This window comes from Pseudomonas sp. Leaf59 (genome assembly GCF_920984685.1).
Classification (GTDB): domain Bacteria; phylum Pseudomonadota; class Gammaproteobacteria; order Pseudomonadales; family Pseudomonadaceae; genus Aquipseudomonas.
The window spans coordinates 147,748-174,098 of sequence record NZ_CAKLBR010000008.1 but is presented as its reverse complement, the minus strand read 5'-3'; the positions used below and the strand labels follow the sequence as shown (position 1 = coordinate 174,098).

The following is a 26,351-nucleotide window of genomic DNA, read 5'->3' as shown; positions in this document are numbered from 1 at the left end:
TTCAGTTTCCCGCGGCGCGACAGATCGCACCGAACTCATCTGCATTCAGGGAAGCTCCACCAATGAGCCCCCCATCGATATCCGGCATGCCGAACAGTTCGACCGCATTGGCCGCCTTCACGCTGCCGCCGTATAGAAGACGCACACCTTGTGCGACTTCAGAATTCTTTTCCGCCAACTGCGCACGAATGGCTGCGTGCACATCCTGCGCCTGTTGCGGTGTAGCAGTCAGTCCGGTGCCAATGGCCCAGACCGGCTCGTAAGCAATGACCGCGCTTGCAAACGCATCAACACCCAGCTCATCGATGATGCTGTCCAGCTGACGCGAGACAACCTCGATCGTCTTGCCCGATTCACGCTGCTCAAGGGTCTCCCCTACGCACAACACTGGAATCAAGCCACTGGCCTGCGCCGCTGCGAACTTGCGATTGAGCATCTGATCACTTTCGCCCATCAACTGGCGACGTTCCGAGTGCCCAACCAGTACATAGGTGCAACCCGCATCGACCAGCTGACTAGGCGCAACCTCACCCGTCAACGCGCCTTGGCCGGGCTCCACCGCAGAGTTCTGCGCGCCGACCTGAATCGACGTACCTTTCAAGCCATCAACCACTTGGCTGACATGCAACAAAGGCGGGAAAACTGCGACATCGACACCGCCAGGCAGGGCCAACTCACGAAGGCCGTCGATCAGCTCAGCGACACTGGCGCGGGTACCGTGCATCTTCCAGTTACCAGCTACCATCGTGCGACGCATGCTGTACCCCGTCGGTCAAAGTGGGCGCAGATGTTACCCAACCACACCATCACTGGCAAGCCGAATTCAGGCGCAAACTTCAGTTACCAGTTTTGCCAGGTCTTCGGCATGGCCGCGAACCTGTGTTTCGTCTTCACCTTCGACCATGACGCGCACCAGAGGCTCTGTGCCAGACTTGCGCAGCAACACGCGCCCACGCCCTTCCATCGCCAGCGTCACGCGCTCGCAGGCCTCTTTGACAGCCGGATGCTCGATTGGATTTTCACCACCGGCAAAACGCACATTGAGCAACACTTGTGGACACTTGCGCAGGGCCTGACGCGCCTGGGCAAGGCTTTCCTTGCGACGACGCAGAGCCAGCAGCACCTGCAATGCGGCAATAATTGCATCGCCCGTGGTGGTGTGCTGGAAACACACGACGTGCCCTGAGTTCTCTCCGCCTACCAACCAGTTACGCTCGAGCAGCTCGGCAATGACGTAACGGTCGCCAACGTTGGCGCGGATGAACGGAATACCCAGATCTGCCAGCGCCAACTCAAGCCCCAGGTTGCTCATCAATGTACCGACGACGCCACCTTGCAGCTTGTTACGCTCATGCAGGTCGCGCGCGATGATGAACAGCAGGTCATCGCCATCTACCACGGCGCCTGTGTGATCCACCATCAGCACGCGGTCACCGTCACCGTCGAAGGCAATACCCAGATCGGCATGCTCGGCGAGCACAGCCGCCTGCAATTGCTCCATATGGGTGGAACCGCAGTTGTCGTTGATGTTCAAGCCGTTGGGCTGGGCCGACAGCACGGTCACGTCGGCACCCAACTCCTTGAATACGCTTGGCGCGACCTTGTAGGTGGCACCATGGGCGCAATCAACCACAATCTTCAACCCGGCAAAACTGGTACTGGTGGGCACACTGCTTTTGCAGAATTCGATATAGCGACCGGACGCGTCGTTGATCCGCGACACCTTGCCCAACTTGCTGGATTCAACCACCGTCATCGGCGCGTCCAGCAACTCTTCGATCATCAATTCGATCTCGTCCGGCAACTTGGTGCCCTGCCCCGAGAAAAATTTGATGCCATTGTCATCATGCGGGTTATGCGACGCACTGATCACGATACCGGCTTCAGCGTGAAAGGTACGCGTCAGGTAAGCAATCGCAGGCGTGGGCATTGGGCCCAGCAACATAACGTCGGCACCGGCGGCCGACAAGCCGGCCTCAAGGGCGGATTCGAACATGTAGCCTGAAATGCGTGTGTCCTTGCCTACCAGGATGCGGCACGCGCCCATGCTGCGGAACGCCATGCCTGCCGCCCAACCCAGCTTGAGCATGAAATCAGGGGTAATTGGAAATTCGCCGACCCGACCACGGATACCGTCGGTGCCAAAGTATTTTTTAGTCATAAGTGCTCCATCATTCTTATTCAGCTGATTCTACAGCGGCAATCATGCGCACCACATCAACAGTCTCGGCAACATCGTGCACACGCAGAATGCGCGCACCCTTGCCTACGGCAAGCGCGGCCAACGCAAGGCCGCCATACAAACGCTCACCTACCGGGCGATTCAAGGCCAGCCCTATCATGCTTTTGCGGGAAACGCCGACCAGCAACGGTCGACCAAGGGCATGCAGGGCTTCCATGTGTTTGAACAGGCTTAAATTGTGTTGCAGAGTCTTGGCGAAGCCAAAACCCGGATCAAGAATGACCCTCTCCGGCGCAATGCCTGCTGCGGCACACTGCGCCATGCGCCCAGCGAGAAAACCACTCACCTCGCCCACCAGGTCATCGTAATGGGGATTGTCCTGCATATTGCCGGGCTCGCCCAGCATATGCATCAGACAGACCGGCAGACCGGTCGCCGCAGCGGCATCCAGCGCGCCATCACGCCTCAGCGCACGCACATCATTGATCAGGCCGGCACCCAGCCGCGCGGTTTCGCGCATTACAGCGGGCGTCGAAGTATCGATCGAAATGATCACGTCCAGCTCGCGGGCGATGCACTCGACAATTGGCGCTACGCGCTCCAGCTCCTCCAGCGGAGAGACCACGCGCGCGCCAGGCCGGGTCGACTCGCCCCCCACATCAATCAAGGTCGCGCCAGCAGACACCATGGCCTCGGCATGACGCAAAGCGGCATCCCGTTGGCTAAAGCGGCCACCATCGGAGAAAGAATCGGGGGTTACATTGAGAATGCCCATGACATGTGTATGGGCCAAATCAAGAACCCGATTGCCGCAAGGCAACCGGGTGGAGGACAACGCAGAAGTCATTTCAAACCTTAGTGGTCAGCTGCAGGACCGCCAATCGGGGCTTCAGGGCGTTCGTTCTGAACCACAGGCGGAGTGCCCGAAGTACCCGAACCACCTTCCCAGTCGCGCGGCTCACGCGGCGCACGACCGGCCATGATGTCGTCTATCTGATCGGCATCGATGGTCTCGTACTTCATCAGCGCGTCAGCCATGGCGTCCAGCTTGTCGCGATTGTCAGTCAGGATCTGCTTGGCCGTGCCGTAGCACTGGTCAATGATACTGCGCACTTCGGAGTCGATCAGCTTGGCTGTTTCACCGGAGAAGCTTGCGCTTTGACCACCACCGCCACGACCCAGGAACACTTCGCCTTCTTCCTCGGCATACATCAATGGGCCCAGTTTTTCCGACAAGCCCCACTTGGTCACCATGTTCCGCGCAATCTGGCTGGCGCGCATGATGTCGTTGGAGGCACCGGTGGTGACCCCATCGAAGCCCAGGGTCATCTCCTCAGCGATTCGACCGCCATACAGCGAGCAGATCTGGCTGATCAACGCACGCTTGGAAAGGCTGTAACGATCCTCTTCCGGCAGGAACATGGTCACACCCAGGGCACGGCCGCGAGGAATGATCGAAACCTTGTAGACCGGGTCATGCTCAGGCACAACACGACCAACGATGGCGTGACCCGCCTCGTGGTAAGCAGTGTTCTGCTTCTCTTTCTCGGACATGACCATGGATTTGCGCTCGGCGCCCATCATGATCTTGTCCTTGGCCAGCTCGAACTCTTTCATTTCCACAATGCGCTTGCCGGTGCGGGCCGCAAACAGCGAAGCCTCGTTGACCAGGTTGGCCAGGTCGGCACCGGAGAAGCCTGGGGTACCACGGGCAATCACGCCCGGGGCCACATCGTCGCCCATTGGTACTTTGCGCATGTGTACTTTCAGGATCTGTTCACGACCACGGATATCCGGCAAACCAACCACAACCTGACGGTCGAAACGGCCTGGACGCAGCAACGCGGGGTCCAGCACGTCCGGACGGTTGGTCGCGGCAATCACGATGATGCCGTCATTCATCTCAAAACCGTCCATCTCGACCAGCAACTGGTTGAGGGTCTGCTCGCGCTCATCATGACCGCCGCCCATGCCGGCACCACGATGGCGACCCACGGCGTCGATTTCATCGATGAAGATGATGCATGGCGCGTGTTTCTTGGCCTGTTCGAACATGTCACGAACACGGCTGGCGCCGACGCCGACAAACATCTCGACAAAGTCGGAACCGGAAATCGTGAAGAAAGGCACCTTGGCTTCACCGGCAATCGCCTTGGCCAGCAAGGTTTTACCAGTACCCGGAGGACCGACCATCAGCACGCCGCGAGGAATACGGCCGCCAAGGCGCTGGAACTTGCCAGGATCGCGCAGGAACTCAACCAGCTCGCCTACTTCTTCCTTTGCCTCGTCGCAACCCGCGACGTCCGCCAATGTGGTCTTCACCTGATCTTCAGAAAGCAGACGCGCCTTGCTCTTGCCGAAGCTCATCGGCCCGCCCTTGCCCCCGGCGCCACCTTGCATCTGGCGCATGAAGAACATGAACACGGCAATGATCACCAGGATCGGGAAGCTCGCGACCAGAAGTTGGGTCCAGATGCTCTGCTGCTCAGGCTGCTTGCCCTCAACGACCACGTGGTTATCCACCAGATCGCCGATCAGACCGTTGTCCTGGATTGCCGGACGGATGGTCTTGAAGCTGTCGCCATCGCTGCGCTTACCGGTAATCACGTAGCCATCAACCGCTACGCGCTCGACCTTGCCATCCTTGACCTGCTGGATGAAGTCGGAATAGTTGAGGGTCTGCGGCTCGTTAGGGCTGGAGAAGTTGTTCATCACCGTCACCAGGACAGCCGCAATGATCAACCACAGGATCAGATTCTTTGCCATATCGTTCAATTAACTACCCTCTGAAGCAAGCTCCGCTGCTGGCGCGCGCTTCGCATGATATTCACCGGCCTAACTTACTACATTACCTACAACTCTTGCAGACGCCGTCTGTAACCCTTTGTGAAACTTTGACTACACAATATTCGTAAAGCTTCATTACGAAAGCGATTTAAAAAAACCTATCGCCCTGCTCGAACACATCAGAATCGCTCTTCGCTTGCCGCACCTTCTACCCCGCGGAACCCGCGGCACAGCAGGTACTGTTCACGGGATCTGTCCCGGGAAGAGTCTGGCTTGCGTGTCTGAACCTTGTCGAACAGCTTGCGGATGTTCTTGTGGTACTCGTCAAAACCTTCGCCCTGGAAGACCTTCACCAGAAAATCACCACCAGGGCGCAACACCCGGCCCGCCAGATCCAGCGCCAGTTCACAGAGGAACATGGCGCGCGGCATATCGACAGCCGGTAACCCACTCATATTGGGGGCCATGTCGGAAATCACAAGGTCCACCTGAGAATTTCCCACGGCTTCCAGAATCTCGGCCAGGACAGAATCCTGGGTGAAGTCGCCGTGCACAAAGGTCACATCGGGGATGCTGTCCATCTCAAGGATGTCGGAAGCGATCAACCGGCCTTGCCCACCAATCAGACGACTGGTCACCTGGGACCAACCACCCGGTGCCGCACCCAGGTCGATGACGCTCATGCCTGGACGAATCAGTTTGTCCTTGTCCTGGATCTCCAGCAGTTTGTAGCTGGCCCGGGAACGGTAGCCGTCCTTCTGCGCCTTTTTGACGTAAGGATCGTTGAAATGCTCTTGCAGCCACTTAAGGCTAGTTTTGGAACGGGCCACGGGCCACCTCGAAAATAAAACGGGTCGTGATTAACTGGGCGGTCCCGGACTCGCTCGGGTAAACTGGCCGCCGCTTTTTACAAGATCAGACGCAGGGGTCAGATTATGCCGCTCACTCAAGAGCAGAAGAAACAGTACAAATCCATTGGCCACCATCTGAAACCAGTTTTGATTGTGGCTGACAACGGTTTGACTGAAGGTGTTTTAGCCGAACTTGAACGCGCATTGGGCGATCACGAACTGATCAAGATCAAGGTCAACATCCTTGACCGCGAAGCGCGCCTGGCGGCCATTGCAGAACTGTGCAAGGTCGGCAAGGCAGACCTGGTCCAGGTCATCGGCAAGATGGCGCTGCTGTACCGCAAGAACTTCAGCGTCAACAAGCAACTGTCGAACGTTCATCGCTTCAAGTAACGAAAAGGGTCACGGGCGTGCTTCGCGCGCCCCGCCACTCCACCCCGGCGCCGGCTGCATCACCAGCACCAGGCCGGAAAACCCTAACACAAGATAGCTGAACAGCTGCCAGCGCAACGCTTCCGGCAGCCAGAGATGCACCGCGCAAAACATCGCGCAGGCATACAGCGCCATCAACAGCAGTTGCCCGCGAATATCCCGCAACAAACTCCCAGCGCCTTCAGCCGTAACCAGCACCAGCGCCTGGAGCGTCACGCACGCCGCTGAAAAACCCACCAGCAGCGCACTCAATAATCCGTCAATCTCATCGATCAGCATCGGCGCCAGGCCAATCAGGCCCAACGCCGGCAACACGCCGATGTGCAACAACCACAGGCCACCGACCCACAGCATCTGGGCCAATTGCCAAAGCATGGCGCCCGCACGCAGCGGGCGCCGTCTTTCAGACGTGACGAACTTCAACAATCTCGTACTCGATCACACCACCCGGCGTCTTAACGGCCACCACGTCACCCTCTTCCTTGGCAATCAAGGCACGGGCCAGCGGTGAACCTACGGAGATCTTGCCGAGTTTGAAGTCAGCTTCGTCCTCGCCCACGATGTGGTAGACGACGCTTTCATCAGTCTCGACGTTGGCGATTTCCACGGTCGTGCCGAAAATCACCTTGCCGGTCTTCGGAATCGTCGTCACATCGATAACCACCGAATTCTGCAGGCGGCCTTCGATGTCGCGAATACGCGCCTCGACCATGCCTTGCTGTTCGCGAGCGGCATGATATTCGGCGTTTTCCTTCAAGTCACCCAGCTCGCGGGCCGTACCGATGTCCTGGCTCAGCTTTGGACGTACGACCTTGGTCAGGTGGGCGTGCTCCTCTTCCAGGGCCTTGAAGCCCTGGACGGTCATTGGGTATTTGGTCATGCCTTCAATCCTGCGTGTAGATCCTGCAAGCGACGCACGGTCTTTTCCGGACCGAACTTGAGCGCTTCGCAGATGGCTTCGCCAGCAGCAATGGTGGTGGTGCAGTAGATCTTGTGCTGCAAGGCATTACGACGAATGGAGTAGGAGTCCGCGATCGACTGGCGACCTTCGGTGGTGTTGATGATCAACGTGACTTCGTCGTTCTTGATCATGTCGACCACGTGCGGACGGCCTTCCGTCACCTTGTTCACGCGACGTACTTTCAGGCCGGCAGCTTCGATCAGCTTGGCGGTCCCGGCGGTAGCCACGACTTCGAAGCCCAAGTTGATCAGATCACGGGCAACCCCTGCAACCAGTGGCTTGTCGTCATCACGCACGCTGATGAACGCAGTCCCGCCGGTCGGCAGCACTTCGCTGGCGCCCATCTGGGCCTTGGCGAAAGCTTCACCGAACGTATCACCCACACCCATCACTTCACCGGTGGACTTCATCTCAGGGCCCAGGATCGGGTCCACGCCAGGGAACTTGGCGAAGGGGAACACCGCCTCTTTCACACTGTAGAAGTTCGGAATGATTTCCTTGGTGAAGCCGATTTCCTTCAGGGTCTTACCGGCCATCACGCGGGCAGCGATCATGGCCAGGGACACACCGATGCACTTGGAAACAAACGGCACGGTACGCGAAGCACGCGGGTTGACTTCGATGACGTAGATGTCTTCGCCCTGCAGCGCCAACTGCACGTTCATCAGGCCGACCACACCCAGCTCCAGAGCCATTTTCTTGACCTGTTCGCGCATCTCGTCCTGGATGTGCGCCGGCAGCGAGTACGGCGGCAGCGAGCACGCGGAGTCACCGGAGTGAACGCCCGCCTGTTCAATGTGCTGCATGATTGCGCCGATTACCACGTCAGTGCCGTCGCACACCGCATCCACATCCATCTCGATGGCGCAGTTGAGGAAGTGGTCGAGCAGCACCGGGCTGTCGTTGGACACTTTCACCGCGTCACGCAGGTAACGCTTGAGTTCTTCTTCTTCGTAGACGATTTCCATCGCACGACCGCCCAGCACGTAGGACGGACGCACCACCAGTGGGTAGCCGATCTTGCTGGCAGCACGGATGGCTTCGTCTTCGCTGCGCACGGTGGCGTTAGGCGGCTGACGCAGGTTCAGGCGCTCAACCATTTGCTGGAAGCGCTCACGGTCTTCGGCACGGTCGATGGCGTCCGGGCTGGTGCCGATGATCGGCACGCCGGCGGCTTCAAGGGCACGCGCCAGTTTCAGCGGGGTTTGGCCGCCGTACTGGACGATCACGCCTTTTGGCTTCTCGACACGGCAGATTTCCAGCACGTCTTCCAGGGTCACCGGCTCGAAGTACAGGCGATCAGAGGTGTCGTAGTCGGTGGAAACAGTTTCCGGGTTGCAGTTGACCATGATGGTCTCGTACCCGTCTTCGCGCAGGGCGAGAGCGGCGTGTACGCAGCAGTAGTCGAACTCGATGCCCTGGCCGATACGGTTGGGGCCGCCACCGAGGATCATGATCTTGTCGCGTCCCGACGGCGCGGCTTCGCACTCTTCCTCGTAGGTGGAGTACATGTACGCGGTGTCGGTGGCGAACTCGGCCGCGCAAGTGTCAACGCGCTTGTAGACCGGGAAGATGTCCAGCTTGTGACGATGGGTGCGCAGGTTTTTCTCGGTCACACCCAGCAGCTTGGCCAGGCGTTGATCGGAAAAGCCTTTGCGCTTGAGGCGGAACATCAGGTCGCGGTCGATAGACGACAGACCGAGGGTCTTGACCTTCTCTTCTTCCTTGATCAGATCTTCGATCTGCACCAGGAACCATGGGTCGATCATGTTCATGCCGAAGATATCTTCGACGGTCATGCCCGCGCGGAAAGCATCGGCCACATACCAGATACGTTCGGCACCCGGTACGGTCAACTCACGCTTGAGGACGCTCATGCTTTCCGGGTTGCTCAGGTCGAGCTTCTCGTCCAGACCGCAAACACCAACTTCCAGGCCACGCAGGGCTTTCTGCAAGGATTCCTGGAAGGTCCGGCCGATGGCCATGACTTCACCCACGGATTTCATCTGGGTGGTCAGGCGCGCGTCAGCCTTGGCGAACTTCTCGAAAGCAAAGCGCGGCAGCTTGGTCACAACGTAGTCGATGGATGGCTCGAAAGACGCCGGCGTGGCGCCGCCCGTGATTTCGTTTTGCAGCTCGTCCAGGGTGTAACCGATAGCCAATTTGGCAGCGATGCGCGCAATCGGGAAACCGGTCGCTTTCGAGGCCAGCGCCGATGAACGCGATACACGCGGGTTCATCTCGATCACGACCATGCGGCCGGTGTCCGGGCAGATGCCGAACTGAACGTTGGAACCGCCGGTTTCAACGCCGATCTCACGCAATACCGCCAACGAGGCGTTACGCATGATCTGGTATTCCTTGTCCGTCAGGGTCTGCGCTGGAGCAACGGTGATCGAGTCACCGGTGTGCACGCCCATCGGGTCGAAGTTTTCGATGGAGCAGACAATGATGCAGTTGTCCTTTTTGTCGCGGACAACTTCCATCTCGTACTCTTTCCAGCCGATCAGGGATTCGTCGATCAGCAGCTCTTTGGTCGGCGACAGGTCCAGGCCACGGGCGCAGATTTCTTCGAACTCTTCGCGGTTGTAAGCAATACCGCCACCGGTGCCGCCCATGGTGAACGACGGACGGATGATGCACGGGAAGCCCAGCTTTTCGAGAACCGCGTTGGCCTCTTCCATGCTGTGGGCGATACCGGAGCGCGGGCAGTCCAGACCGATGGACTTCATGGCCTTGTCGAAACGCGAACGGTCTTCAGCCTTGTCGATGGTGTCGGCGTTGGCACCGATCATCTCCACGCCGAACTTCTCCAGAACGCCTTCGCGTTCCAGGTCCAGGGCGCAGTTCAGAGCGGTCTGGCCACCCATGGTCGGCAGCAGGGCGTCCGGACGCTCTTTCTCGATGATCTTGGCAACGGTCTGCCATTTGATCGGCTCGATGTAGGTGGCGTCGGCCATGTCCGGGTCGGTCATGATGGTGGCCGGGTTGGAGTTCACCAGGATGACGCGATAGCCCTCTTCACGCAGGGCTTTACAAGCCTGGGCGCCGGAGTAGTCGAATTCGCAGGCCTGGCCGATCACGATCGGGCCGGCGCCGAGAATCAGGATGCTTTTTATGTCTGTACGTTTTGGCATGGGTTTGTCACTCAAATCCGCAGGTCAGTCGGCAAGCCGTCTTGAACAATCTTGAAGTGCCTGCGGGGGCCACCGAAAACCGGGGCCGCCCGCAGGCCGCTCAGTCAGCGTCGCTTGGCCATTTCATTGATGAAACGGTCGAACAGCGGCGCTACGTCGTTCGGGCCCGGGCTCGCTTCAGGGTGGCCCTGGAAGCTGAACGCGCTCTTGTCGGTGCGCTCGATGCCTTGCAGGGAACCGTCGAACAGCGACTTGTGAATCGCGCGCACGTTGCTTGGCAAAGTCGCTTCATCCACCGCGAAACCGTGGTTCTGGCTGGTGATCATCACAATGCCAGTGTCCAGGTCTTGCACCGGATGGTTGGCACCGTGATGGCCATGCCCCATTTTCAGGGTCTTGGCGCCGGAGGCCAGGGCCAGCAACTGGTGGCCCAGGCAGATGCCGAATACCGGAATCTCGGTCTCCAGCACATCTTTGATGGCCTGGATCGCGTAGTCACAAGGCTCGGGGTCGCCCGGGCCGTTGGACAGGAACACGCCGTCCGGTTGCAGGGCCAGTACGTCGCTGGCAGGGGTTTGCGCCGGCACCACGGTCACGCGGCAGCCACGCTCGACCAGCATGCGCAGGATGTTGTACTTCACGCCGTAGTCATAAGCGACCACGTGGTAAGGCAGCTCGGCGGCATCGATGGTCGCGTGGCTGTCGGTCTTCAAGTCCCAGACCGTGGAGCGCCACTCGTACTTCTCTTTGACGCTGACGACTTTAGCCAGGTCCATGCCTTTGAGGCCTGGGAAGCCCTGGGCTGCGGCAATCGCCGCCTCTTCGGAAATATTGTCACCGACCATGATACAGCCGTTCTGCGAGCCTTTTTCACGCAGGATGCGCGTGAGGCGGCGCGTATCGATACCGGCGATCGCCACAACATTGTTGGCTTTCAGGTAATCGGACAGCGACATCGTGTTACGCCAGTTGCTCGCTACCAGCGGCAGGTCACGAATGACCAGGCCAGCCGACCAGACACGATCAGACTCGACATCTTCCGGCGTGGTACCGGTGTTGCCGATGTGCGGATAGGTCAGGGTAACGATCTGTTGGGCGTAGGAAGGATCGGTAAGGATTTCCTGATAGCCGGTCATGGCAGTGTTAAACACTACCTCTCCAACGGTCTGACCGTCGGCTCCAATGGCTTCGCCGCGAAAAATGCTGCCATCAGCAAGGGCGAGTATGGCTGGCTTAGTCAAGAAGACCTCCCGTAAATAAAGCCTGAAAGGGCGATCGCAGGTTGTAAAAAAGCGGAGTGACGTATGGACACGTCACCCCGCTTCTTCACTGAATTATTCTGCGCGCTTTTAGTGAACACACTAAAGCTGTAGGTTACAGAAAAAGCCTTTTTTGGTCCACCGCTAATAAGCCTTGAAGGCAGAGGAATGCGACAGGGCGTCGCTTAGCGGGTAAAAACGGAGCCCAGGAATAGTCCTGAGCCCCCTTTTTGACGACTGCCTAGTGCAGGTCCAGCACATCGCGCATGTCGTAAAGGCCCGGCTCGCGACTTTCAAGCCACAGCGCAGCACGTACCGCGCCCTTGGCAAACGTCATACGGCTGGAGGCCTTGTGGGTGATCTCCAATCGCTCGCCTTCGGTGGCGAACAGCACGGTGTGATCACCCACTACATCTCCACCACGAACGGTAGCGAAACCAATCGTGTCACGCGCACGCGCGCCGGTATGACCTTCCCGACCGTAGACCGCGACCTTCGACAAATCACGACCTAGCGCATCGGCAATCGCCTCACCCATGCGCAGCGCGGTACCCGATGGCGCATCGATCTTGTGACGGTGATGGGTTTCAATGATCTCGATATCCGCCTCATCTCCCAGCACGCGCGCCGCCAGGTCCAGCAACTTGAGCGAAAGATTCACGCCCACGCTGAAATTGGCCGCGAACACCACAGGAATATCCCTGCCCGCCTCCACCAGGAGCTGCTTCTGCTCGGCACTGAGGCCCGTGGTGCCAATCACCATGGCCTTGCCCGCCTTGCGGCAGAACGCCAGGTTTTTCAGCATCACGTCCGGCAGCGTGAAGTCGATCAGTACGTCGAACTCGTCAGCCACCTGCTCCAGATTGCCGGACAGCGACACACCGATGCGCCCCAGCGAGGCCAACTCACCGGCATCCGCACCGATCAGCGTACTGCCCGGACGAACGATTGCTGCAGTCAGCCCCGACGCCGGCGAGCGCTGCTGCACCGCTTCGACCAACGTCTTGCCCATGCGCCCGGCAGCGCCCATCACGGCTATACGTCGCATACTCATTCCTTACAGGTCGCCGAAAAAGCGCTTCACGCCATCGAAGAAGCCCGTGGTCTTGGGCGAGTGGGAGTCGTCGCCTTCCAGCGAGCTGCGGAATTCCTCCAGCAGCTCACGCTGACGGCGGCCCAGATTGACCGGAGTCTCTACCGCAACACGGCACATCAGGTCGCCCGCACCGCCACCGCGCACCGGCGCAACGCCTTTGCCACGAATACGGAACTGCTTGCCGGTCTGGGTGCCTTCCGGGATCTTGAGCTTCACGCGACCATCGAGCGTCGGAATTTCCAACTCGCCGCCCAACGCCGCATCCACAAAGCTGATCGGCACTTCACAGAACAGGTGCTTGCCATCGCGTTGGAAGATCGAGTGCTCGCGCACACTGATCACCACGTACAGGTCGCCCGTAGGCCCGCCCTGGGCACCCGCCTCGCCTTCGCCCGACAGACGAATGCGGTCACCGGTATCCACACCTGCCGGCACTTTCACCGAAAGGGTCTTGTACTCTTCGACACGCCCTTCGCCGTGGCAGGAATCACACGGATCAGAAATGATCTTGCCCTGACCATGGCAACGTGGGCAGGTCTGCTGCACCGAGAAGAAACCCTGCTGCATGCGCACCTGGCCAATGCCGCCACAGGTCGGGCAGGTAATCGGCGAGGAGCCCTTCTTGGCACCCGAACCATCGCACGGCTTGCAGTTGACCAGCGTCGGCACACGAATATTGACGCTGGTACCACGCACGGCCTCTTCAAGGTTCAGCTCAAGGGTGTAGCGCAGGTCGCTGCCACGCTGGGCGCCACCGCGCTGACCACCGCGGCCACCACCAAAGAAGTCACTGAACACATCACCGAAAATATCGGAGAAATTCTGCCCGCCAAAGCCGGCACCGCCGCCGCCCATGCTCGGGTCGACGCCTGCATGACCATACTGGTCGTAGGCTGCACGCTTGTTGGGGTCAGACAGACATTCATAGGCCTCATTGGCCTCCTTGAACATCTCTTCGGATTCTTTGCTGTCCGGATTACGGTCCGGGTGATGCTTCATCGCCAGGCGACGGTAGGCCTTTTTCAGGTCCGCCTCGCTGGAGCCACGCTCCACGCCCAACACTTCGTAATAGTCACGCTTTGCCATAAGTCTTTGCACTCTTAAGGACGTTCGGCCAGACCCTCCTGAGCCCCGCCAAACTCGTTGAGCCCCAATACAGGCCCGGACCCAACTCACGTCAATTCAACGATCCTGGTCATTACTGCTTTTTAGCCAGGCAGCCGGCCAAAAGCGCGGTATTTATTGCTCGGAAAGCAGGAGCATTCCCGGTCACACCGCCAGCATCCGAACGCTGTCGCATGCTGTAAAAATTCGCATACCCCAGACACGCCAACGCGGGAGCAAGCTCCCGCGCGGCGACATCCTACCAGTCACCGCTGGAAAGCGGTCAACCGGACGACCTGTTACTTCTGGTCTTTGACTTCTTCGAACTCGGCATCAACCACGTCATCGTGCTTGGCTTCAGGCTCTGCGTGCTGCGCAGCACCCTCGGCCGGCTGACCTTGTTCGGCGTACATTTTCTGAGCAACCGGCGCGGAGACTTTCGACAGTTCCTCGACCTTCGCTTCGATGGCAGCCTTGTCGTCACCTTTAACGGCAGCTTCCAGGGCAACCACGGCAGCTTCGATCGCGGCCTTCTCCTCAGCGGTCACTTTGTCGCCAGCGTCAGCGATCATCTTGCGAGTCGAGTGAACCAGCGCGTCACCCTGGTTACGGGCACCGGCCAGTTCTTCGAACTTCTTGTCCGCTTCAGCGTTGGTTTCAGCATCACGAATCATCTGTTGAATTTCTTCATCAGACAGACCGGAGTTGGCCTTGATGGTGATCTTCTGCTCTTTACCGGTGGCCTTGTCTTTCGCGCCGACGTGCAGGATGCCGTTGGCGTCGATGTCAAAGGTCACTTCGATTTGCGGCACGCCGCGTGGTGCTGGTGGAATCTCGGCCAGGTCGAACTTGCCCAGGGACTTGTTCTGCGCAGCCTGCTTACGCTCACCTTGCAGCACGTGAATGGTCACGGCGCCCTGGTTGTCATCGGCAGTCGAGAACACCTGGGATTTCTTGGTAGGAATCGTGGTGTTTTTCTCGATCAGCGCGGTCATCACGCCGCCCATTGTTTCGATACCCAGGGTCAGCGGGCTGACGTCCAGCAGCAACACGTCTTTAACGTCACCTGCCAATACCGCGCCCTGAATGGCAGCACCCATGGCAACAGCTTCGTCCGGGTTCACGTCTTTACGTGCTTCCTTGCCGAAGAACTCGGTCACCAGCTTCTGCACCAGTGGCATACGGGTCTGACCGCCGACGAGGATGACGTCGTTGATCGCGCCCACATCGATGCCGGAATCTTTCAGCGCAATGCGGCAAGGTTCGATGGTGCGTTGAACCAGGTCTTCAACCAGAGCTTCGAGCTTGGAGCGCGAGATTTTCACGTTCAAGTGCTTTGGACCGGTAGCGTCTGCAGTGATGTAAGGCAGGTTCACATCGGTCGACTGCGAGGAAGACAGTTCGATCTTGGCCTTCTCGGCCGCCTCTTTCAGGCGCTGCATGGCCAGCGGGTCACCTTTGAGGTTCATGCCGCTTTCTTTCTTGAATTCGTCAACGAGGTAGTCGATCAGACGAATGTCAAAGTCTTCACCACCCAGGAAGGTGTCGCCGTTGGTGGCCAACACTTCGAACTGGTGCTCGCCGTCCACTTCCGCGATCTCGATCACGGAGACGTCGAAGGTACCGCCACCCAGGTCATAAACGATCACGGTGTGATCGCCCTTGGCCTTGTCCATACCGTAAGCCAGAGCGGCTGCGGTGGGCTCGTTGATGATACGTTTAACGTCCAGGCCCGCGATGCGGCCGGCGTCTTTGGTCGCCTGACGCTGGCTGTCGTTGAAGTAGGCCGGAACGGTGATCACCGCTTCGGTGACTGTTTCGCCCAGGTAATCTTCGGCAGTCTTCTTCATCTTTTTCAAGATTTCAGCCGAGATTTGCGGCGGCGACATTTTCTGGCCGTTCACTTCAACCCAGGCGTCACCGTTGTCAGCCTTGGCGATTTTGTACGGGACCATCTTGATGTCTTTCTGCACGACTTCTTCGTCGAACTTGCGACCGATCAGACGCTTCACCGCGTACAGGGTGTTGTGCGGGTTGGTCACAGCCTGACGCTTGGCCGACTGACCCACCAGAATTTCGCCATCGTTGGCGTAAGCGATGATCGACGGCGTGGTACGCGCGCCTTCGGCGTTTTCGATAACTTTAGCTACGCCGTTTTCCAGCACGGAGACGCAGGAGTTGGTGGTCCCCAGGTCGATACCGATAATTTTGCCCATGATTTACTCTCCCGAAACTTGAATTTGGATGCCGCAGCAGTGGTGGCTAACTGCGGTAGCACTTAAACGCTTGACTTATAAATGGGGGCCTTGCGGCGGATTTCAAGCCTGCTCATCAATAGAAGGTGCAGCCGGTGCCGGTGCCTTGCTGACCACCACCATTGCCGGGCGCAGCAAGCGACCGTTAAGTTGGTAACCCTTCTGGAACACCTTCAACACACTGTTAGGCTCCAGGTCATGGCTTTCCTGCATGGCCATGGCTTGGTGATGTTCGGCGTTGAACGGCTCGCCACCTTGCGGATCGATCGCCTCCAGTTGATAACGCTTCAGGGTGTCCTGGAACATTTTCAGGGTCAGCTCAATACCTTCGCGCATCGGACGGATGTTTTCGTCGTCCGGGTTGGACAATTCGAGCCCACGCTCCAGGCTGTCGATGATCGGCAGCAGGTCATTGGCGAATTTTTCCAGCGCGAATTTATGTGCCTTTTCCACATCCTGCTCGGCGCGGCGGCGGACGTTCTGCAGATCGGCGGCAACACGCAGAGACTGGTCCTGCGCGGCGACCAATTGCTCTTCGAGCACTTGCACACGAGTCGCCAGTTCATCGCCGACAGCCGAATTGGCGTCTGGCGCTTGCGTATCCTGCGTCTGTTCGTCAGCCATAGATTTCTCCTTTCAAAATCATGCGCGAACTCAACTCGCGCTTCTGTTCCGGTATATGGGGCCACAATTTTCAGGTTCAAGAGCGCGTTCGTTACCAAAAGTCTTTCGCGTACTCACGCACACTTCCTGCGTATTCATTCTGCATTGCGCTAAAAAAAACGATTGACCAAGCAAATCGAGCTAAGCGTGAGGATTGTCAGCCCTGAATAAAACACTGTATAAATAACCAGACCTAAAGCCTGGGAGCGGCCGTCATGCTCGTGCACCTGTCCGTACATAACTACGCCATCGTTGAACATCTGGATCTCGAACTGGATCGCGGGATGAGCGTAATCACAGGCGAAACCGGCGCCGGCAAGTCGATCATGCTCGACGCCCTGGGCCTCACACTCGGCGACCGTGCCGACAGTGGCGTGGTGCGCCCCGGTGCAGACAAGGCCGACATATTGGCTACCTTCGACCTGGCGGACATCCCCGAGGCCGAAACCTGGCTGGCCGAGCGCGACCTGAACCATGAAGGCCCCTGCATCCTGCGCAGGGTCATCACTGCCGAAGGGCGTTCGCGCGGCTATATCAATGGCACGCCCTGCCCCCTCGGCGACTTGAAGGCCCTGGGCGAATTGCTGATCGACATCCACAGTCAGCATGAACATCAGTCGCTGCTGAAAACCGACACCCATCGCCGACTGCTCGACGAATACGCAGGCGCCACCGAACTGGCGCGCCAGGTCCAACTGGCCGCCCAGCGCTGGCGTCAGACCCGCCAGGAGCTGGAGCGCCTCTCAAACTCCGGCGACGAGCAACGTGCTCGCCACCAGTTGCTCAGCTATCAACTTGAAGAACTGGAAAGCCTGAGTCTTGGCGAAAGCGAACTGGAACAGCTGGAACAGGAACACAAAAACCTCACGAACGCCGAGACCCTGCTGGGCATATGCCGCCAAGTGGTGGAGCAATGCAGCGAGAGTGATTCGGGTAACGTACTGAATGCACTCACGGCCAGCCTCAATCGGCTTTCAAGCGTAAACAACGCATCCGGCTCGCTGAGCGAAGCCACTACTCTGCTCACCAGTGCGCAGATCCAGGTCGAGGAAGCCGTGGGCGAACTCAACCGCTTCCTCGACCACTTCGATGCCGACCCTGCACGCCTGCAGCAAATCGAAGAACGCCTGGACACTATCTATACCCTGGCGCGCAAACATCGCATCCAGCCCAGTGAAGTGGCTGCGATGCAGCAGAAACTGATGGATGAAATCGAAACACTGAACGCCAATGATGAATCCATAGAGCGGCTGGGCGATGAACTCGCTTCGTTCGCCCGGCATTATCAGGAAAAGGCCAGGGAGCTGAGCGAGCTTCGCCAGCAGGCATCCACCCGCCTGGCCGGTGCAGTGGAACAAGAGATCCAGCGACTGGGCATGCCGGGCGGCCGCTTCATGATCGAGCTTCGCGCCAATGCCAACAACGAACTGCAGCCTCACGGCCTGGAACAGGTGGAACTGCTGGTCAGCGCCAACCCTGGGCAACCGCTCAAGGCTCTGGCAAAAGTGGCGTCCGGTGGTGAGTTGTCACGCATCAGCCTGGCGATCCAGGTCATCACCGCACAAACGTCACGCGTACCGACGCTGGTGTTCGACGAAGTAGACGTGGGGATTGGCGGCCCAACTGCAGAAATTGTCGGCCAGTTGTTGCGTCGGCTTGGAGATCGCGGCCAGGTGCTGACCGTGACTCACTTGCCGCAAGTGGCAGCCCAGGGCCATCAGCATTTGTTTGTGCATAAGGTCCGAGGCAGTGATGCGACCCATACGGCCGTGTCCAAGCTGAACAAGTCCGAGCGCGTGGAGGAAGTGGCGCGAATGCTCGGCGGCATCGACTTGACCAAGGAGTCTCTGGCTCACGCGAAGAAAATGGTGGTAGCGGCCAAGGCTTGAGTTGAGTCTCTTCTCCCTCCTATAGAAAGCACGAAGGCGACCCTGGGGTCGCCTTCTATCGTTTTGCAGAGCGAATCTGCAACGACTTTTACTTTTTCTTACGTATGTAGAGCACGAGATTGTGGTCAACCAAATCGAAGCCATGCTCCTCAGCGATCTTGTGCTGAAGGGCTTCGATTTCCGGACTGGTGAACTCGATAACCTCATTGGTATCCAGGTCAACCATGTGGTCGTGATGACCACCGTCAGCCAGTTCGAACACTGCATGACCGCCGTCGAAATTATGGCGAACCACCAGCCCTGCGGCTTCAAACTGGGTCAGCACACGGTAAACCGTGGCCAGGCCTACGTCCTCGTTAGACTCCATCAGCGCCTTGTAGACATCCTCGGCACTCATGTGGCGCTGCTCAGCAGAATCGAGCATTTGTAGAATCTTGACTCGAGGCAGAGTCACTTTGAGACCGGCTTTGCGTAGTTCGCTATTTTCAACCATGGTTAGCTTTCTCGCGGATGCTGCTTCGCAGCTTCTCTTAATACGGGTATGATCGGCGTTTACGTTGTCCCAGCCAAGATAGTGGAAGTCGCCCACCGATGCAAAACACCAAGCTCTTGCTAACCAGTTTCACCTTTGTGGGACTGCTCGCACTCGCCGGTTGTTCATTCCCCGGGGTTTACAAAATCGACATCCAGCAGGGCAATGTCGTCACGCAGGACATGATAGACCAGTTACGCCCCGGAATGACCCGACGGCAAGTACGGTTTATCATGGGTAACCCCCTGCTGACCGACACTTTCCATGCCGATCGCTGGGATTATCTGTACAGCCTTCAACCGGGTGGCGGTGAACGCCAGCAGGAACGCGTTAGCGTCATTTTCAATGGCAATGATCAGCTCGTCAGCCTTTCCGGTGACTTCATGCCTGGCGTAAGCCGTGATGAAGCCCTGCTTGGTAAGGACACCGGCACTGCACCTGTGCCTGCTCCCGCGCAGCAAAGTGAGCAGCCCAAGTCCGAAGTACCGGCCAAGCCTGGCTCTTTGCTGGACAAGATCCAGAAAGACGTCGACGGTGTGGAAACTGTTCCAGTCCCGTCGCCACAGCCTCTGGACACCAGCCCGCAGTAAGTTAGCGGCGCTCGATAAAAAGCCCGGCATGCCGGGCTTTTTGTTGCCTGCCAATTGGCAAGCCTAGTCGTTTCTCTGTCTGGCCAGCGCAGCCTTGGCCGCGCGCAGCCTGCGCACTTCCTTGGGATCTGCCAGCAGCGGGCGATAAATCTCGATGCGGTCACCCGACTGCACAGGGCGAGTCTCGGCATCCGTCACCACCTTGCCAAAAATCCCCAACGGGCAATCGGCAAGCTCCACTTCAGGAAATTGCGCAGCCATTCCCGACGCCTGCACGGCTGCCCGCAGATGAGTACCGACCGGCACACTTACAGCCAATAAAACCTGGCGTTCGGCGGTGGCATACACCACTTCAATCTCAACCATGCAGTTGCTTGGCTCGTTCACAGAAGGCGTCGACCAACGTATTCGCTGCCTGATTGAACAGCGGCCCCAACGTCGCCCGCACAATCGGCCCGGCGTAATCAAAGGACAGATCCAGGCTGATCTTGCAGGCCTTCTCGGTCAATGCCTTGAATACCCACACGCCATGCAACTGCGTAAAAGGGCCTTCCTGCAGATTCATCTCGATGGATTTGCCAGGCACCAGGATATTGCGCGTGACAAAGTGCTGGCTAAGGCCGCCCTTGGCGACGCCAACACTGGCAACCATGTACTCGCCACTGCCTTCCAGCACTTCAGCGGTCGAGCACCAGGGTAGAAATTCCGGGTAACGCGCCACGTCGTTGACCAGGTCATAGAGCGCCTGCGCCGGATAAGGCAGCAGGGCCGAACGTTGAATATGCGTCGTCATGTGAGCGTTATTTCCACTGCTGAGACAAACATCGCGAAAAAAACAGCCCAATCCGCGAGAGAAAAAAACCAAAGAACTGCCCGCATTGTCCGGGATTCGCTCAACACGCTCAAGCACGCAGCTTGACCGTAGCCGACACGCTCGCAACTCCCTATAATGCCGCCCCTATGGCTAAACAAAAGAAACACCCTACAGGGACCATCGCGCAAAATAAAAAGGCGCGACACGATTACTTCATCGAACACCGTTTCGAGGCTGGTCTGGTCCTGGCCGGCTGGGAAGTAAAAAGTCTGCGCGCCAGCAAGCTGCAGTTGGTTGACAGCTATGTGCTGCTCAAGGATGGCGAGGCGTGGCTGCTCGGCAGTCATATTACCCCGCTGACCACCGCGAGCACCCACGTGATTGCCGACCCGGTACGCACACGCAAGCTGTTGCTCAACGCCCGCGAACTGGAAAAGCTCGCCGCTGCCGTGCAACAGAAAGGCTATGCCTGCATTTGCCTGTCCTGGTACTGGAGCAAGCACCTGGTCAAGTGCGAGATTGCGCTGGGCAAGGGTAAAAAGGAATACGACAAGCGCGACACCGAACGTGAGCGCGATTCCAATCGCGAGCTGCATCGCGCCGTACGCAACAAAGGCAAGGAAGACTAACCTTGTCACGGCGTAGCCCCGGGAACCTCCCGTGGCTACATGCCCTCGCCTCCCACAGACCTCCTCCCGATACAGCTCCCGATAACGCCAGCGCACACTTACCGGTTCACCGGTATGCTGATGACCTGCGCGTAACAGGATAGGAATCGACACCGGACAGCGTCTCCGGCGTCTGCTGTTTCTGGAGGATCGATGAGTCTGCCTACTGCTTTCCTGAGCGATGTCGCACAACTGATCCCGAAAGATCGGCGTTTCGACGATCCACTTTCAACGCTCGCCTTCGGTACCGATGCCAGTTTTTACCGACTGATCCCACACCTGGTGATCCGCGTCGAGTCGGAAGACGAAGTGGTCGCGCTGCTGCAATGGGCGCAACGCGATGGCGTACCCGTGACATTCCGCGCAGCGGGAACCAGCCTGTCCGGGCAGGCCATCAGCGATTCGGTACTGATCGTCCTGGGCGACAATTGGAACGGCCGCGAGATTCGCGGGCAAGGCCTGCAAATCCGCCTGCAGCCAGGCGTAATCGGTGCCCAGGCCAATGCCTGGCTCGCCCCGTTCGGGCGCAAGATCGGGCCGGATCCGGCGTCAATCAATGCCTGCAAAATCGGCGGCATAGTCGCCAACAACGCCAGCGGCATGTGCTGCGGTACGGCGCAGAACACTTATCACACCCTCGCCGGCATCCGCTTGGTGTTGGCCGATGGCAGCCGCCTGGACACCGAAGACGCGGCAAGCGTCACGGTATTTCGCAATCGGCACGGCGCGCTGCTTGAACGCTTGGCGACACTCGGTCGCCAGACGCGGGCGAATGCCGAATTGGCCGCACGCATCCGCCATAAATACCGACTGAAAAACACCACCGGCCTGTCACTCAACGCCCTGGTGGATTTTGATGACCCACTGGAGATCCTCAGCCACTTGCTGGTGGGCTCCGAAGGCACCCTGGGGTTTATCAGTGCCGTGACCTACAACACGGTGGTCGACCATCCGAACAAAGCCTCGGCGCTGATCGTATTCCCGAATGTCGAGACCTGCTGCAACGCCGTAACCGCCCTGAAAACCCAGCCAGTTTCCGCCGTGGAACTGCTGGACCGACGCAGCCTGCGCTCCGTGCAAAACAAGCCAGGCATGCCCGAATTCGTACAGCACCTATCGGAAACAGCCTGCGCCCTATTGATTGAATCCCGCGCGGCGTCGCCGTCATTACTCCGTGAGCAACTGGCGCTGATCATGAAGGCCCTGGCCTCCTTTGCGGTGGAGAAGCAGGTCGACTTCACTGAAGACCCCGTGGCAAACGCCCGGCTGTGGGCGATCCGCAAAGACACCTTCCCCGCCGTCGGGGCGGTGCGCAAGACCGGCACCACCGTCATCATCGAAGACGTGACCTTCCCGGTCGAGCAACTGGCCATCGGCGTAAACCGTCTGATCGCGCTGTTCGACAAACATCACTACGACGAAGCCATCCTGTTCGGACACGCCCTGGAGGGCAATCTGCACTTCGTGTTCACCCAAGGCTTCAACAGCGCGCAAGAAATCACACGCTATCAAGCGTTCATGGATGACGTGGCGCAGTTGGTGGCCGTGGAATTCGGCGGCTCGTTGAAGGCCGAACACGGCACCGGCCGCAACATGGCGCCATTCGTCGAACTGGAATGGGGCAGCGAGGCCTATCAACTGATGTGGCAGCTCAAGCGCCTGCTCGACCCCAACGGCATTCTCAACCCGGACGTAGTGCTCAGCGAAGACCCGCAAATCCATCTCAAGCACTTCAAGCCCCTGCCGGCTGCCGACGAGCTTGTGGATAAGTGTATCGAGTGCGGATTTTGCGAGCCGGTGTGCCCGTCGAATGGCCTGACCCTGAGCCCGCGCCAGCGCATCGTGATCTGGCGTGACATCCAGGCCAGGAAACGCGCGGGCGTGGATACCGCCGAACTCGAAGCCGCCTACCAGTACCAGGGCATCGATACCTGCGCCGCCACCGGGCTGTGCGCCCAGCGCTGCCCTGTAGGCATCAATACCGGTGACCTGATGAAAAAGCTGCGCAGCCGAGACGCCGACCGCAGGAAAACTGCCGAATGGCTCGCCACCCATTTCGCCACTGCGCTGCAAGGCATGCGATTCACCCTGCATGTCGCCAACGGCGCGCGCATGCTATTGGGCGCCCCGCGCCTGGCAAAATTGTCGGCGCAGATGAGCAGACTGTCCAAGGGGCAGATCCCGCAGTGGACCACTGCCATGCCGCAACCGGAAAAAACCATTCGCTTCAGCCTCGCAGCCACCGACGGACGTCCGCGCGTGGTCTACCTCGCCGCTTGCGTCTCACGCGCGATGGGGCCGGCGGCGGCAGATAAAGAGCAAATGTCGCTGTACGACAAAACCCGCAGCCTGTTGGAAAAAGCCGGTTACCAAGTCGTCATCCCCGACAACCTCGACAGCCTGTGCTGTGGCCAACCCTTCGCCTCAAAAGGCTACGCCGAACAGGCCGATCACAAGCGCCAGGAACTGATCGGCGCCCTGCTCCAGGCCAGCCGTGGCGGCCTCGATCCGATCTACTGCGACACCAGCCCCTGCACACTGCGCCTGGTGCAAGACCTGGGCGAAACACGCCTGGACCTCTACGACCCCGTACGATTTATCCGCACCCACCTGATGGACCGCCTCGACTTCACTCCTCAGCAAGCGTCAATCGCTGTACACGTCACCTGCAGCACTCAACACCTGGGCGAAAGCCAGGCACTGATCGACCTTGCACGACACTGCGCCAACACCGTGGTCATTCCGGAAGGTATCCACTGCTGCGGTTTCGCCGGCGACAAAGGCTTCACCACGCCGGAACTCAACGCCCACGCCCTGCGCTCACTCAAGACGGCGGTGCACTCTTGCAGTGAAGGCATTTCCACCAGCCGCACCTGCGAAATCGGCCTGAGCCAACATGGCGGCATCGATTACCACGGGTTGGTGTACCTCGTTGACCGCGTCACAAAAGCACGCACACATTAAACCCGCAAAAAAACAGAACCCCTGCGCACTGGCGTAGTCATCTGCATAGGCCTCGACGAACGAGGCTCATCAGTGATGTCGCTGGCCGCCGTTCAACGCCAGCAGCGTCGAGCCCTTTTGCGCAAGGAGATACCCCATGAAGCGTTCCGCTCTTGCTGGCTTGTTTGTCACCGCTGCGATGCTGGCGTCCCCTGTGTTCGCCGCGGGTAATGACAAAGACCTGTGCCAGATCAACCTCAACAAAATCAACAACGGCAAAGCCCTGCTCGCCACCGACGCCAGCGGCAAAAGCGGCGAAATCGACACCGCCGTCTCCCAGGCCAAGGCTGCTCATGCAGCGGGCGATGACAAGAAGTGCATCGAGATCAGTTCCAAGGCCCTGCAGGACCTGCAAAACAGCGACAAAGGCGGTCAGTAAGCGAGAGGGCCAACCTTCGGGTTGGCCTTCCGCGACGATTTGACGTACACTGCACAGGCTTGTCACTCACTAAGAAACAACGAGTTACAAGCACGGGGCCGTTTAGGATTCGACGCCGGTCGCGAAACTTTAGGTGCATGCCGAGTTGGTAACAGAACTCGTAAATCCACTGTTGCAACTTCTTATAGTTGCCAATGACGAAAACTACGGCCAGGAATTCGCTCTCGCTGCGTAAGCAGCCTTAGCCCTGAGCTTCTGGTACCTTCGGGTCCAGCAATCACCAGGGGATGTCTGTAAACCCAAAGTGATTGTCATATAGAACAGAATCGCCGTGCAGTACGTTGTGGACGAAGCGGCTAAAACTTACACAACTCGCCCAAAGCACCCTGCCCTTCGGGTCGCTGAGGGTTAACTTAATAGAAACGGCTACGCATGTAGTACCGACAGCGGAGTACTGGCGGACGGGGGTTCAAATCCCCCCGGCTCCACCACTTCAACATCTAAAGACGTCCAAGGGCGTCTTTTTTTGTGCCTGAAATCCAGTAAATACGGGGCTTTAGGGTCTATTAGCGTCCATGGACGTCCGGCACAATCCACGCCACGTGGTATTCCAAGCCTTTCATTGATAATTTTTGCAATACCAATTGATGTCATCGAATACCTCATGTGCGCCCAAGCCTCCCGCCTCTCTGACCGCCAGCTCAAAGCGGTAAAGCCGAAGACAAGGACTACGTCCTCAGCGATGGAGACGGTTTACAGCTGCGCGTTAGGGTCAATGGCACTTCAAAAAAAGACGTCCCCCAGACGTCTTTTTTATACCCGCAACCTCCCCTACCCCCTCCCCCTGCGCTCAAACGCCGCCAACACCGTCCGCTCCGACTGCACCAAATACCCCTCCAGCATCACCACCGCATCCCCCGCACGCCCTTCCTCCACACACCGAAGTATCGAAGCATTCATGTCCAGAAACGGCAGGTGCAAAAACTGCGGATCATTAAGCAAGCCAAACGCCAGCCGCAACTCAGCCGAGATTTGTCCATAAAACACTAGCAGGCGCGGGCTGTCGGCGAGTTCGACGATGGCGGTGTGGAACGCCATGTTGGCCGTGCCCACTGCCACCCAATCCTTGGCTTCGCGTGCGCGTGCGCCGGCTTCGACGGCTTGCTGCATGTGCAGGGCGCCGGGGTGCTGGGGGTAGCCTTGGGCGATGGCCTTGCATTCGATGAAGCGGCGCACGCGGTAGATGTCGATGATCGAGGCCATGTCGGGCGCTGCGACGGTGACGCCGCGGTTGGGTTCGTGTTTGAGCAGGCCTTCGCGGGTCAGCACTCTGAACGCTTCTCTCAGGGTGTTGCGCGAGATATCCAGAGTCTCGGCCAGTGCGGCTTCGGACAGGCGTTGGCCGGGCACGAGTTCGCCTTCGACCAGCATTCTGCGTATTTCCTGGGTGATGGATTCTCCCAGCGTGCGAGGAAGAGTGGGAGGTGCGTCGTTCATAAGAAATCCAAGGTAGGAATAACCGCGCGGTTATTCCATCAGAGCTGGGTGCAAGGCACAAGGATGACGCAGGGAGCGTGCTTCATTAAGTAGCAGCTTGCGGGCTTTGGGTAACAATTGAGTGCACATGAATCACTCATCAACAACAGATTGTTCAACAATAAACCCTTTATCAACCAACACTTAGGTGCCGATTCATGGCTTCTGGCACACACATTGCTCAGTCGAGGTAACTCTCACCGTAGGAACGAT

Annotated in this window: 23 protein-coding genes, 1 other RNA gene and 1 pseudogene; 8 read left to right on the top strand and 17 right to left on the bottom strand. The window is 58.6% G+C overall.

Annotated features, from left to right (window positions below; translation table 11 throughout):
* Position 1: 1 nt before the first annotated feature.
* The 5 genes from tpiA to rlmE form a co-directional block, all read right to left on the bottom strand.
* A complete protein-coding gene (gene tpiA, locus LUB09_RS11570) occupies positions 2 to 757 on the bottom strand; it encodes a triose-phosphate isomerase (protein WP_231422622.1) in 756 nt (251 codons plus the stop codon).
* Between the two features lie 66 nt (positions 758 to 823).
* Complete coding sequence (glmM, locus tag LUB09_RS11565) at positions 824 to 2,161, bottom strand: phosphoglucosamine mutase (RefSeq protein WP_003235035.1); 1,338 nt, start codon at positions 2,159 to 2,161, stop codon at positions 824 to 826.
* 16 nt (positions 2,162 to 2,177) lie between these two features.
* Positions 2,178 to 3,029, bottom strand: coding sequence for a dihydropteroate synthase (folP, locus tag LUB09_RS11560; RefSeq protein WP_231422621.1), 852 nt, complete (start codon positions 3,027 to 3,029; stop codon positions 2,178 to 2,180).
* An 8-nt stretch (positions 3,030 to 3,037) separates the two neighbouring features.
* Positions 3,038 to 4,948 carry an ATP-dependent zinc metalloprotease FtsH gene (ftsH, locus tag LUB09_RS11555; protein ID WP_209984913.1) on the bottom strand — a complete coding sequence of 637 codons (1,911 nt, stop codon included), beginning with the start codon at positions 4,946 to 4,948 and terminating at the stop codon, positions 3,038 to 3,040.
* Positions 4,949 to 5,148: 200 nt separating this feature from the next.
* Positions 5,149 to 5,799 carry a 23S rRNA (uridine(2552)-2'-O)-methyltransferase RlmE gene (gene rlmE, locus LUB09_RS11550; protein ID WP_003235041.1) on the bottom strand — a complete coding sequence of 217 codons (651 nt, stop codon included), beginning with the start codon at positions 5,797 to 5,799 and terminating at the stop codon, positions 5,149 to 5,151.
* A gap of 105 nt (positions 5,800 to 5,904) precedes the next feature.
* Between rlmE and LUB09_RS11545 the strand changes: the two genes are divergently transcribed.
* Complete coding sequence (locus tag LUB09_RS11545; RefSeq protein ID WP_017139256.1) at positions 5,905 to 6,213, top strand: YhbY family RNA-binding protein; 309 nt, start codon at positions 5,905 to 5,907, stop codon at positions 6,211 to 6,213.
* A 9-nt stretch (positions 6,214 to 6,222) separates the two neighbouring features.
* On the opposite strand, the gene LUB09_RS11540 is transcribed toward LUB09_RS11545, so the two are convergent.
* The 8 genes from LUB09_RS11540 to grpE all read right to left on the bottom strand — a co-directional run bounded on the left by LUB09_RS11540 (position 6,223) and on the right by grpE (position 16,688).
* Positions 6,223 to 6,627, bottom strand: a complete 405-nt coding sequence (locus tag LUB09_RS11540; protein ID WP_231422620.1) for an MFS transporter — start codon at positions 6,625 to 6,627, stop codon at positions 6,223 to 6,225.
* A gap of 28 nt (positions 6,628 to 6,655) precedes the next feature.
* Positions 6,656 to 7,132, bottom strand: coding sequence for a transcription elongation factor GreA (gene greA / locus LUB09_RS11535; protein ID WP_003235048.1), 477 nt, complete (start codon positions 7,130 to 7,132; stop codon positions 6,656 to 6,658).
* Complete coding sequence (gene carB / locus LUB09_RS11530) at positions 7,129 to 10,350, bottom strand: carbamoyl-phosphate synthase large subunit (protein ID WP_209984933.1); 3,222 nt, start codon at positions 10,348 to 10,350, stop codon at positions 7,129 to 7,131. Before carB ends, greA begins: the two co-directional genes overlap by 4 nt.
* 104 nt (positions 10,351 to 10,454) lie before the next feature.
* On the bottom strand, positions 10,455 to 11,591 hold the full coding sequence (gene carA, locus LUB09_RS11525; protein ID WP_003235052.1) for a glutamine-hydrolyzing carbamoyl-phosphate synthase small subunit: 1,137 nt from the start codon (positions 11,589 to 11,591) through the stop codon (positions 10,455 to 10,457).
* 259 nt (positions 11,592 to 11,850) lie between these two features.
* On the bottom strand, positions 11,851 to 12,657 hold the full coding sequence (dapB, locus tag LUB09_RS11520; RefSeq protein ID WP_209984936.1) for a 4-hydroxy-tetrahydrodipicolinate reductase: 807 nt from the start codon (positions 12,655 to 12,657) through the stop codon (positions 11,851 to 11,853).
* A 9-nt stretch (positions 12,658 to 12,666) separates the two neighbouring features.
* The gene (dnaJ, locus tag LUB09_RS11515) at positions 12,667 to 13,791 is read right to left on the bottom strand and encodes a molecular chaperone DnaJ (RefSeq protein ID WP_003235057.1); all 1,125 of its coding nucleotides are present in this window, start codon (positions 13,789 to 13,791) and stop codon (positions 12,667 to 12,669) included.
* 317 nt (positions 13,792 to 14,108) lie between these two features.
* Entirely contained in the window at positions 14,109 to 16,025 is a 1,917-nt protein-coding gene (gene dnaK / locus LUB09_RS11510) for a molecular chaperone DnaK (RefSeq protein ID WP_231422619.1), read from the bottom strand.
* 102 nt (positions 16,026 to 16,127) lie between these two features.
* Entirely contained in the window at positions 16,128 to 16,688 is a 561-nt protein-coding gene (gene grpE, locus LUB09_RS11505; protein ID WP_003235061.1) for a nucleotide exchange factor GrpE, read from the bottom strand.
* Positions 16,689 to 16,942: 254 nt separating this feature from the next.
* On the opposite strand from grpE, the gene recN reads away from it, so the two are divergent.
* A complete protein-coding gene (recN, locus tag LUB09_RS11500) occupies positions 16,943 to 18,616 on the top strand; it encodes a DNA repair protein RecN (RefSeq protein WP_231422618.1) in 1,674 nt (557 codons plus the stop codon).
* Between the two features lie 88 nt (positions 18,617 to 18,704).
* On the opposite strand, the gene fur is transcribed toward recN, so the two are convergent.
* On the bottom strand, positions 18,705 to 19,109 hold the full coding sequence (gene fur, locus LUB09_RS11495; protein ID WP_003194220.1) for a ferric iron uptake transcriptional regulator: 405 nt from the start codon (positions 19,107 to 19,109) through the stop codon (positions 18,705 to 18,707).
* A 98-nt stretch (positions 19,110 to 19,207) separates the two neighbouring features.
* On the opposite strand from fur, the gene LUB09_RS11490 reads away from it, so the two are divergent.
* Complete coding sequence (locus tag LUB09_RS11490) at positions 19,208 to 19,738, top strand: outer membrane protein assembly factor BamE (RefSeq protein WP_057008727.1); 531 nt, start codon at positions 19,208 to 19,210, stop codon at positions 19,736 to 19,738.
* Between the two features lie 63 nt (positions 19,739 to 19,801).
* Here LUB09_RS11490 and LUB09_RS11485 read toward each other — a convergent pair whose 3' ends face one another.
* Together LUB09_RS11485 and LUB09_RS11480 are read right to left on the bottom strand one after the other, a co-directional pair.
* The gene (locus LUB09_RS11485) at positions 19,802 to 20,104 is read right to left on the bottom strand and encodes an RnfH family protein (protein ID WP_231422617.1); all 303 of its coding nucleotides are present in this window, start codon (positions 20,102 to 20,104) and stop codon (positions 19,802 to 19,804) included.
* Positions 20,097 to 20,531 carry a type II toxin-antitoxin system RatA family toxin gene (locus LUB09_RS11480; protein WP_231422616.1) on the bottom strand — a complete coding sequence of 145 codons (435 nt, stop codon included), beginning with the start codon at positions 20,529 to 20,531 and terminating at the stop codon, positions 20,097 to 20,099. Before LUB09_RS11480 ends, LUB09_RS11485 begins: the two co-directional genes overlap by 8 nt.
* Positions 20,532 to 20,698: 167 nt before the next feature.
* On the opposite strand from LUB09_RS11480, the gene smpB reads away from it, so the two are divergent.
* The 5 genes and pseudogenes from smpB to LUB09_RS24055 all read left to right on the top strand — a co-directional run.
* A complete protein-coding gene (gene smpB, locus LUB09_RS11475) occupies positions 20,699 to 21,181 on the top strand; it encodes an SsrA-binding protein SmpB (RefSeq protein ID WP_003235073.1) in 483 nt (160 codons plus the stop codon).
* Positions 21,182 to 21,373: 192 nt separating this feature from the next.
* A complete protein-coding gene (locus tag LUB09_RS11470) occupies positions 21,374 to 24,184 on the top strand; it encodes an FAD-binding and (Fe-S)-binding domain-containing protein (RefSeq protein WP_231422615.1) in 2,811 nt (936 codons plus the stop codon).
* Between the two features lie 136 nt (positions 24,185 to 24,320).
* The gene (locus tag LUB09_RS11465; protein ID WP_231422614.1) at positions 24,321 to 24,602 is read left to right on the top strand and encodes a hypothetical protein; all 282 of its coding nucleotides are present in this window, start codon (positions 24,321 to 24,323) and stop codon (positions 24,600 to 24,602) included.
* Between the two features lie 94 nt (positions 24,603 to 24,696).
* Positions 24,697 to 25,093: a transfer-messenger RNA gene (gene ssrA, locus LUB09_RS11460) on the top strand.
* A gap of 173 nt (positions 25,094 to 25,266) precedes the next feature.
* Positions 25,267 to 25,430: pseudogene (locus tag LUB09_RS24055) on the top strand (integrase); the annotation flags it as partial.
* 3 nt (positions 25,431 to 25,433) lie between these two features.
* On the opposite strand, the gene LUB09_RS11455 reads toward LUB09_RS24055, so the two are convergent.
* Entirely contained in the window at positions 25,434 to 26,099 is a 666-nt protein-coding gene (locus LUB09_RS11455) for a GntR family transcriptional regulator (RefSeq protein WP_209984954.1), read from the bottom strand.
* Positions 26,100 to 26,351: the final 252 nt, after the last annotated feature.

Coding starts and splice junctions, on each gene's coding strand:
- tpiA (WP_231422622.1), bottom strand. CDS start 757: ATGCGTCGCACGATGGTAGCTGGTAACTGGAAGATGCACGGTACCCGC.
- glmM (WP_003235035.1), bottom strand. CDS start 2,161: ATGACTAAAAAATACTTTGGCACCGACGGTATCCGTGGTCGGGTCGGC.
- folP (WP_231422621.1), bottom strand. CDS start 3,029: ATGACTTCTGCGTTGTCCTCCACCCGGTTGCCTTGCGGCAATCGGGTT.
- ftsH (WP_209984913.1), bottom strand. CDS start 4,948: ATGGCAAAGAATCTGATCCTGTGGTTGATCATTGCGGCTGTCCTGGTG.
- LUB09_RS11545 (WP_017139256.1), top strand. CDS start 5,905: ATGCCGCTCACTCAAGAGCAGAAGAAACAGTACAAATCCATTGGCCAC.
- LUB09_RS11540 (WP_231422620.1), bottom strand. CDS start 6,627: ATGCTTTGGCAATTGGCCCAGATGCTGTGGGTCGGTGGCCTGTGGTTG.
- greA (WP_003235048.1), bottom strand. CDS start 7,132: ATGACCAAATACCCAATGACCGTCCAGGGCTTCAAGGCCCTGGAAGAG.
- carB (WP_209984933.1), bottom strand. CDS start 10,350: ATGCCAAAACGTACAGACATAAAAAGCATCCTGATTCTCGGCGCCGGC.
- dapB (WP_209984936.1), bottom strand. CDS start 12,657: ATGCGACGTATAGCCGTGATGGGCGCTGCCGGGCGCATGGGCAAGACG.
- dnaJ (WP_003235057.1), bottom strand. CDS start 13,791: ATGGCAAAGCGTGACTATTACGAAGTGTTGGGCGTGGAGCGTGGCTCC.
- dnaK (WP_231422619.1), bottom strand. CDS start 16,025: ATGGGCAAAATTATCGGTATCGACCTGGGGACCACCAACTCCTGCGTC.
- grpE (WP_003235061.1), bottom strand. CDS start 16,688: ATGGCTGACGAACAGACGCAGGATACGCAAGCGCCAGACGCCAATTCG.
- recN (WP_231422618.1), top strand. CDS start 16,943: ATGCTCGTGCACCTGTCCGTACATAACTACGCCATCGTTGAACATCTG.
- fur (WP_003194220.1), bottom strand. CDS start 19,109: ATGGTTGAAAATAGCGAACTACGCAAAGCCGGTCTCAAAGTGACTCTG.
- LUB09_RS11490 (WP_057008727.1), top strand. CDS start 19,208: ATGCAAAACACCAAGCTCTTGCTAACCAGTTTCACCTTTGTGGGACTG.
- LUB09_RS11485 (WP_231422617.1), bottom strand. CDS start 20,104: ATGGTTGAGATTGAAGTGGTGTATGCCACCGCCGAACGCCAGGTTTTA.
- LUB09_RS11480 (WP_231422616.1), bottom strand. CDS start 20,531: ATGACGACGCATATTCAACGTTCGGCCCTGCTGCCTTATCCGGCGCAG.
- smpB (WP_003235073.1), top strand. CDS start 20,699: ATGGCTAAACAAAAGAAACACCCTACAGGGACCATCGCGCAAAATAAA.
- LUB09_RS11470 (WP_231422615.1), top strand. CDS start 21,374: ATGAGTCTGCCTACTGCTTTCCTGAGCGATGTCGCACAACTGATCCCG.
- LUB09_RS11465 (WP_231422614.1), top strand. CDS start 24,321: ATGAAGCGTTCCGCTCTTGCTGGCTTGTTTGTCACCGCTGCGATGCTG.
- LUB09_RS11455 (WP_209984954.1), bottom strand. CDS start 26,099: ATGAACGACGCACCTCCCACTCTTCCTCGCACGCTGGGAGAATCCATC.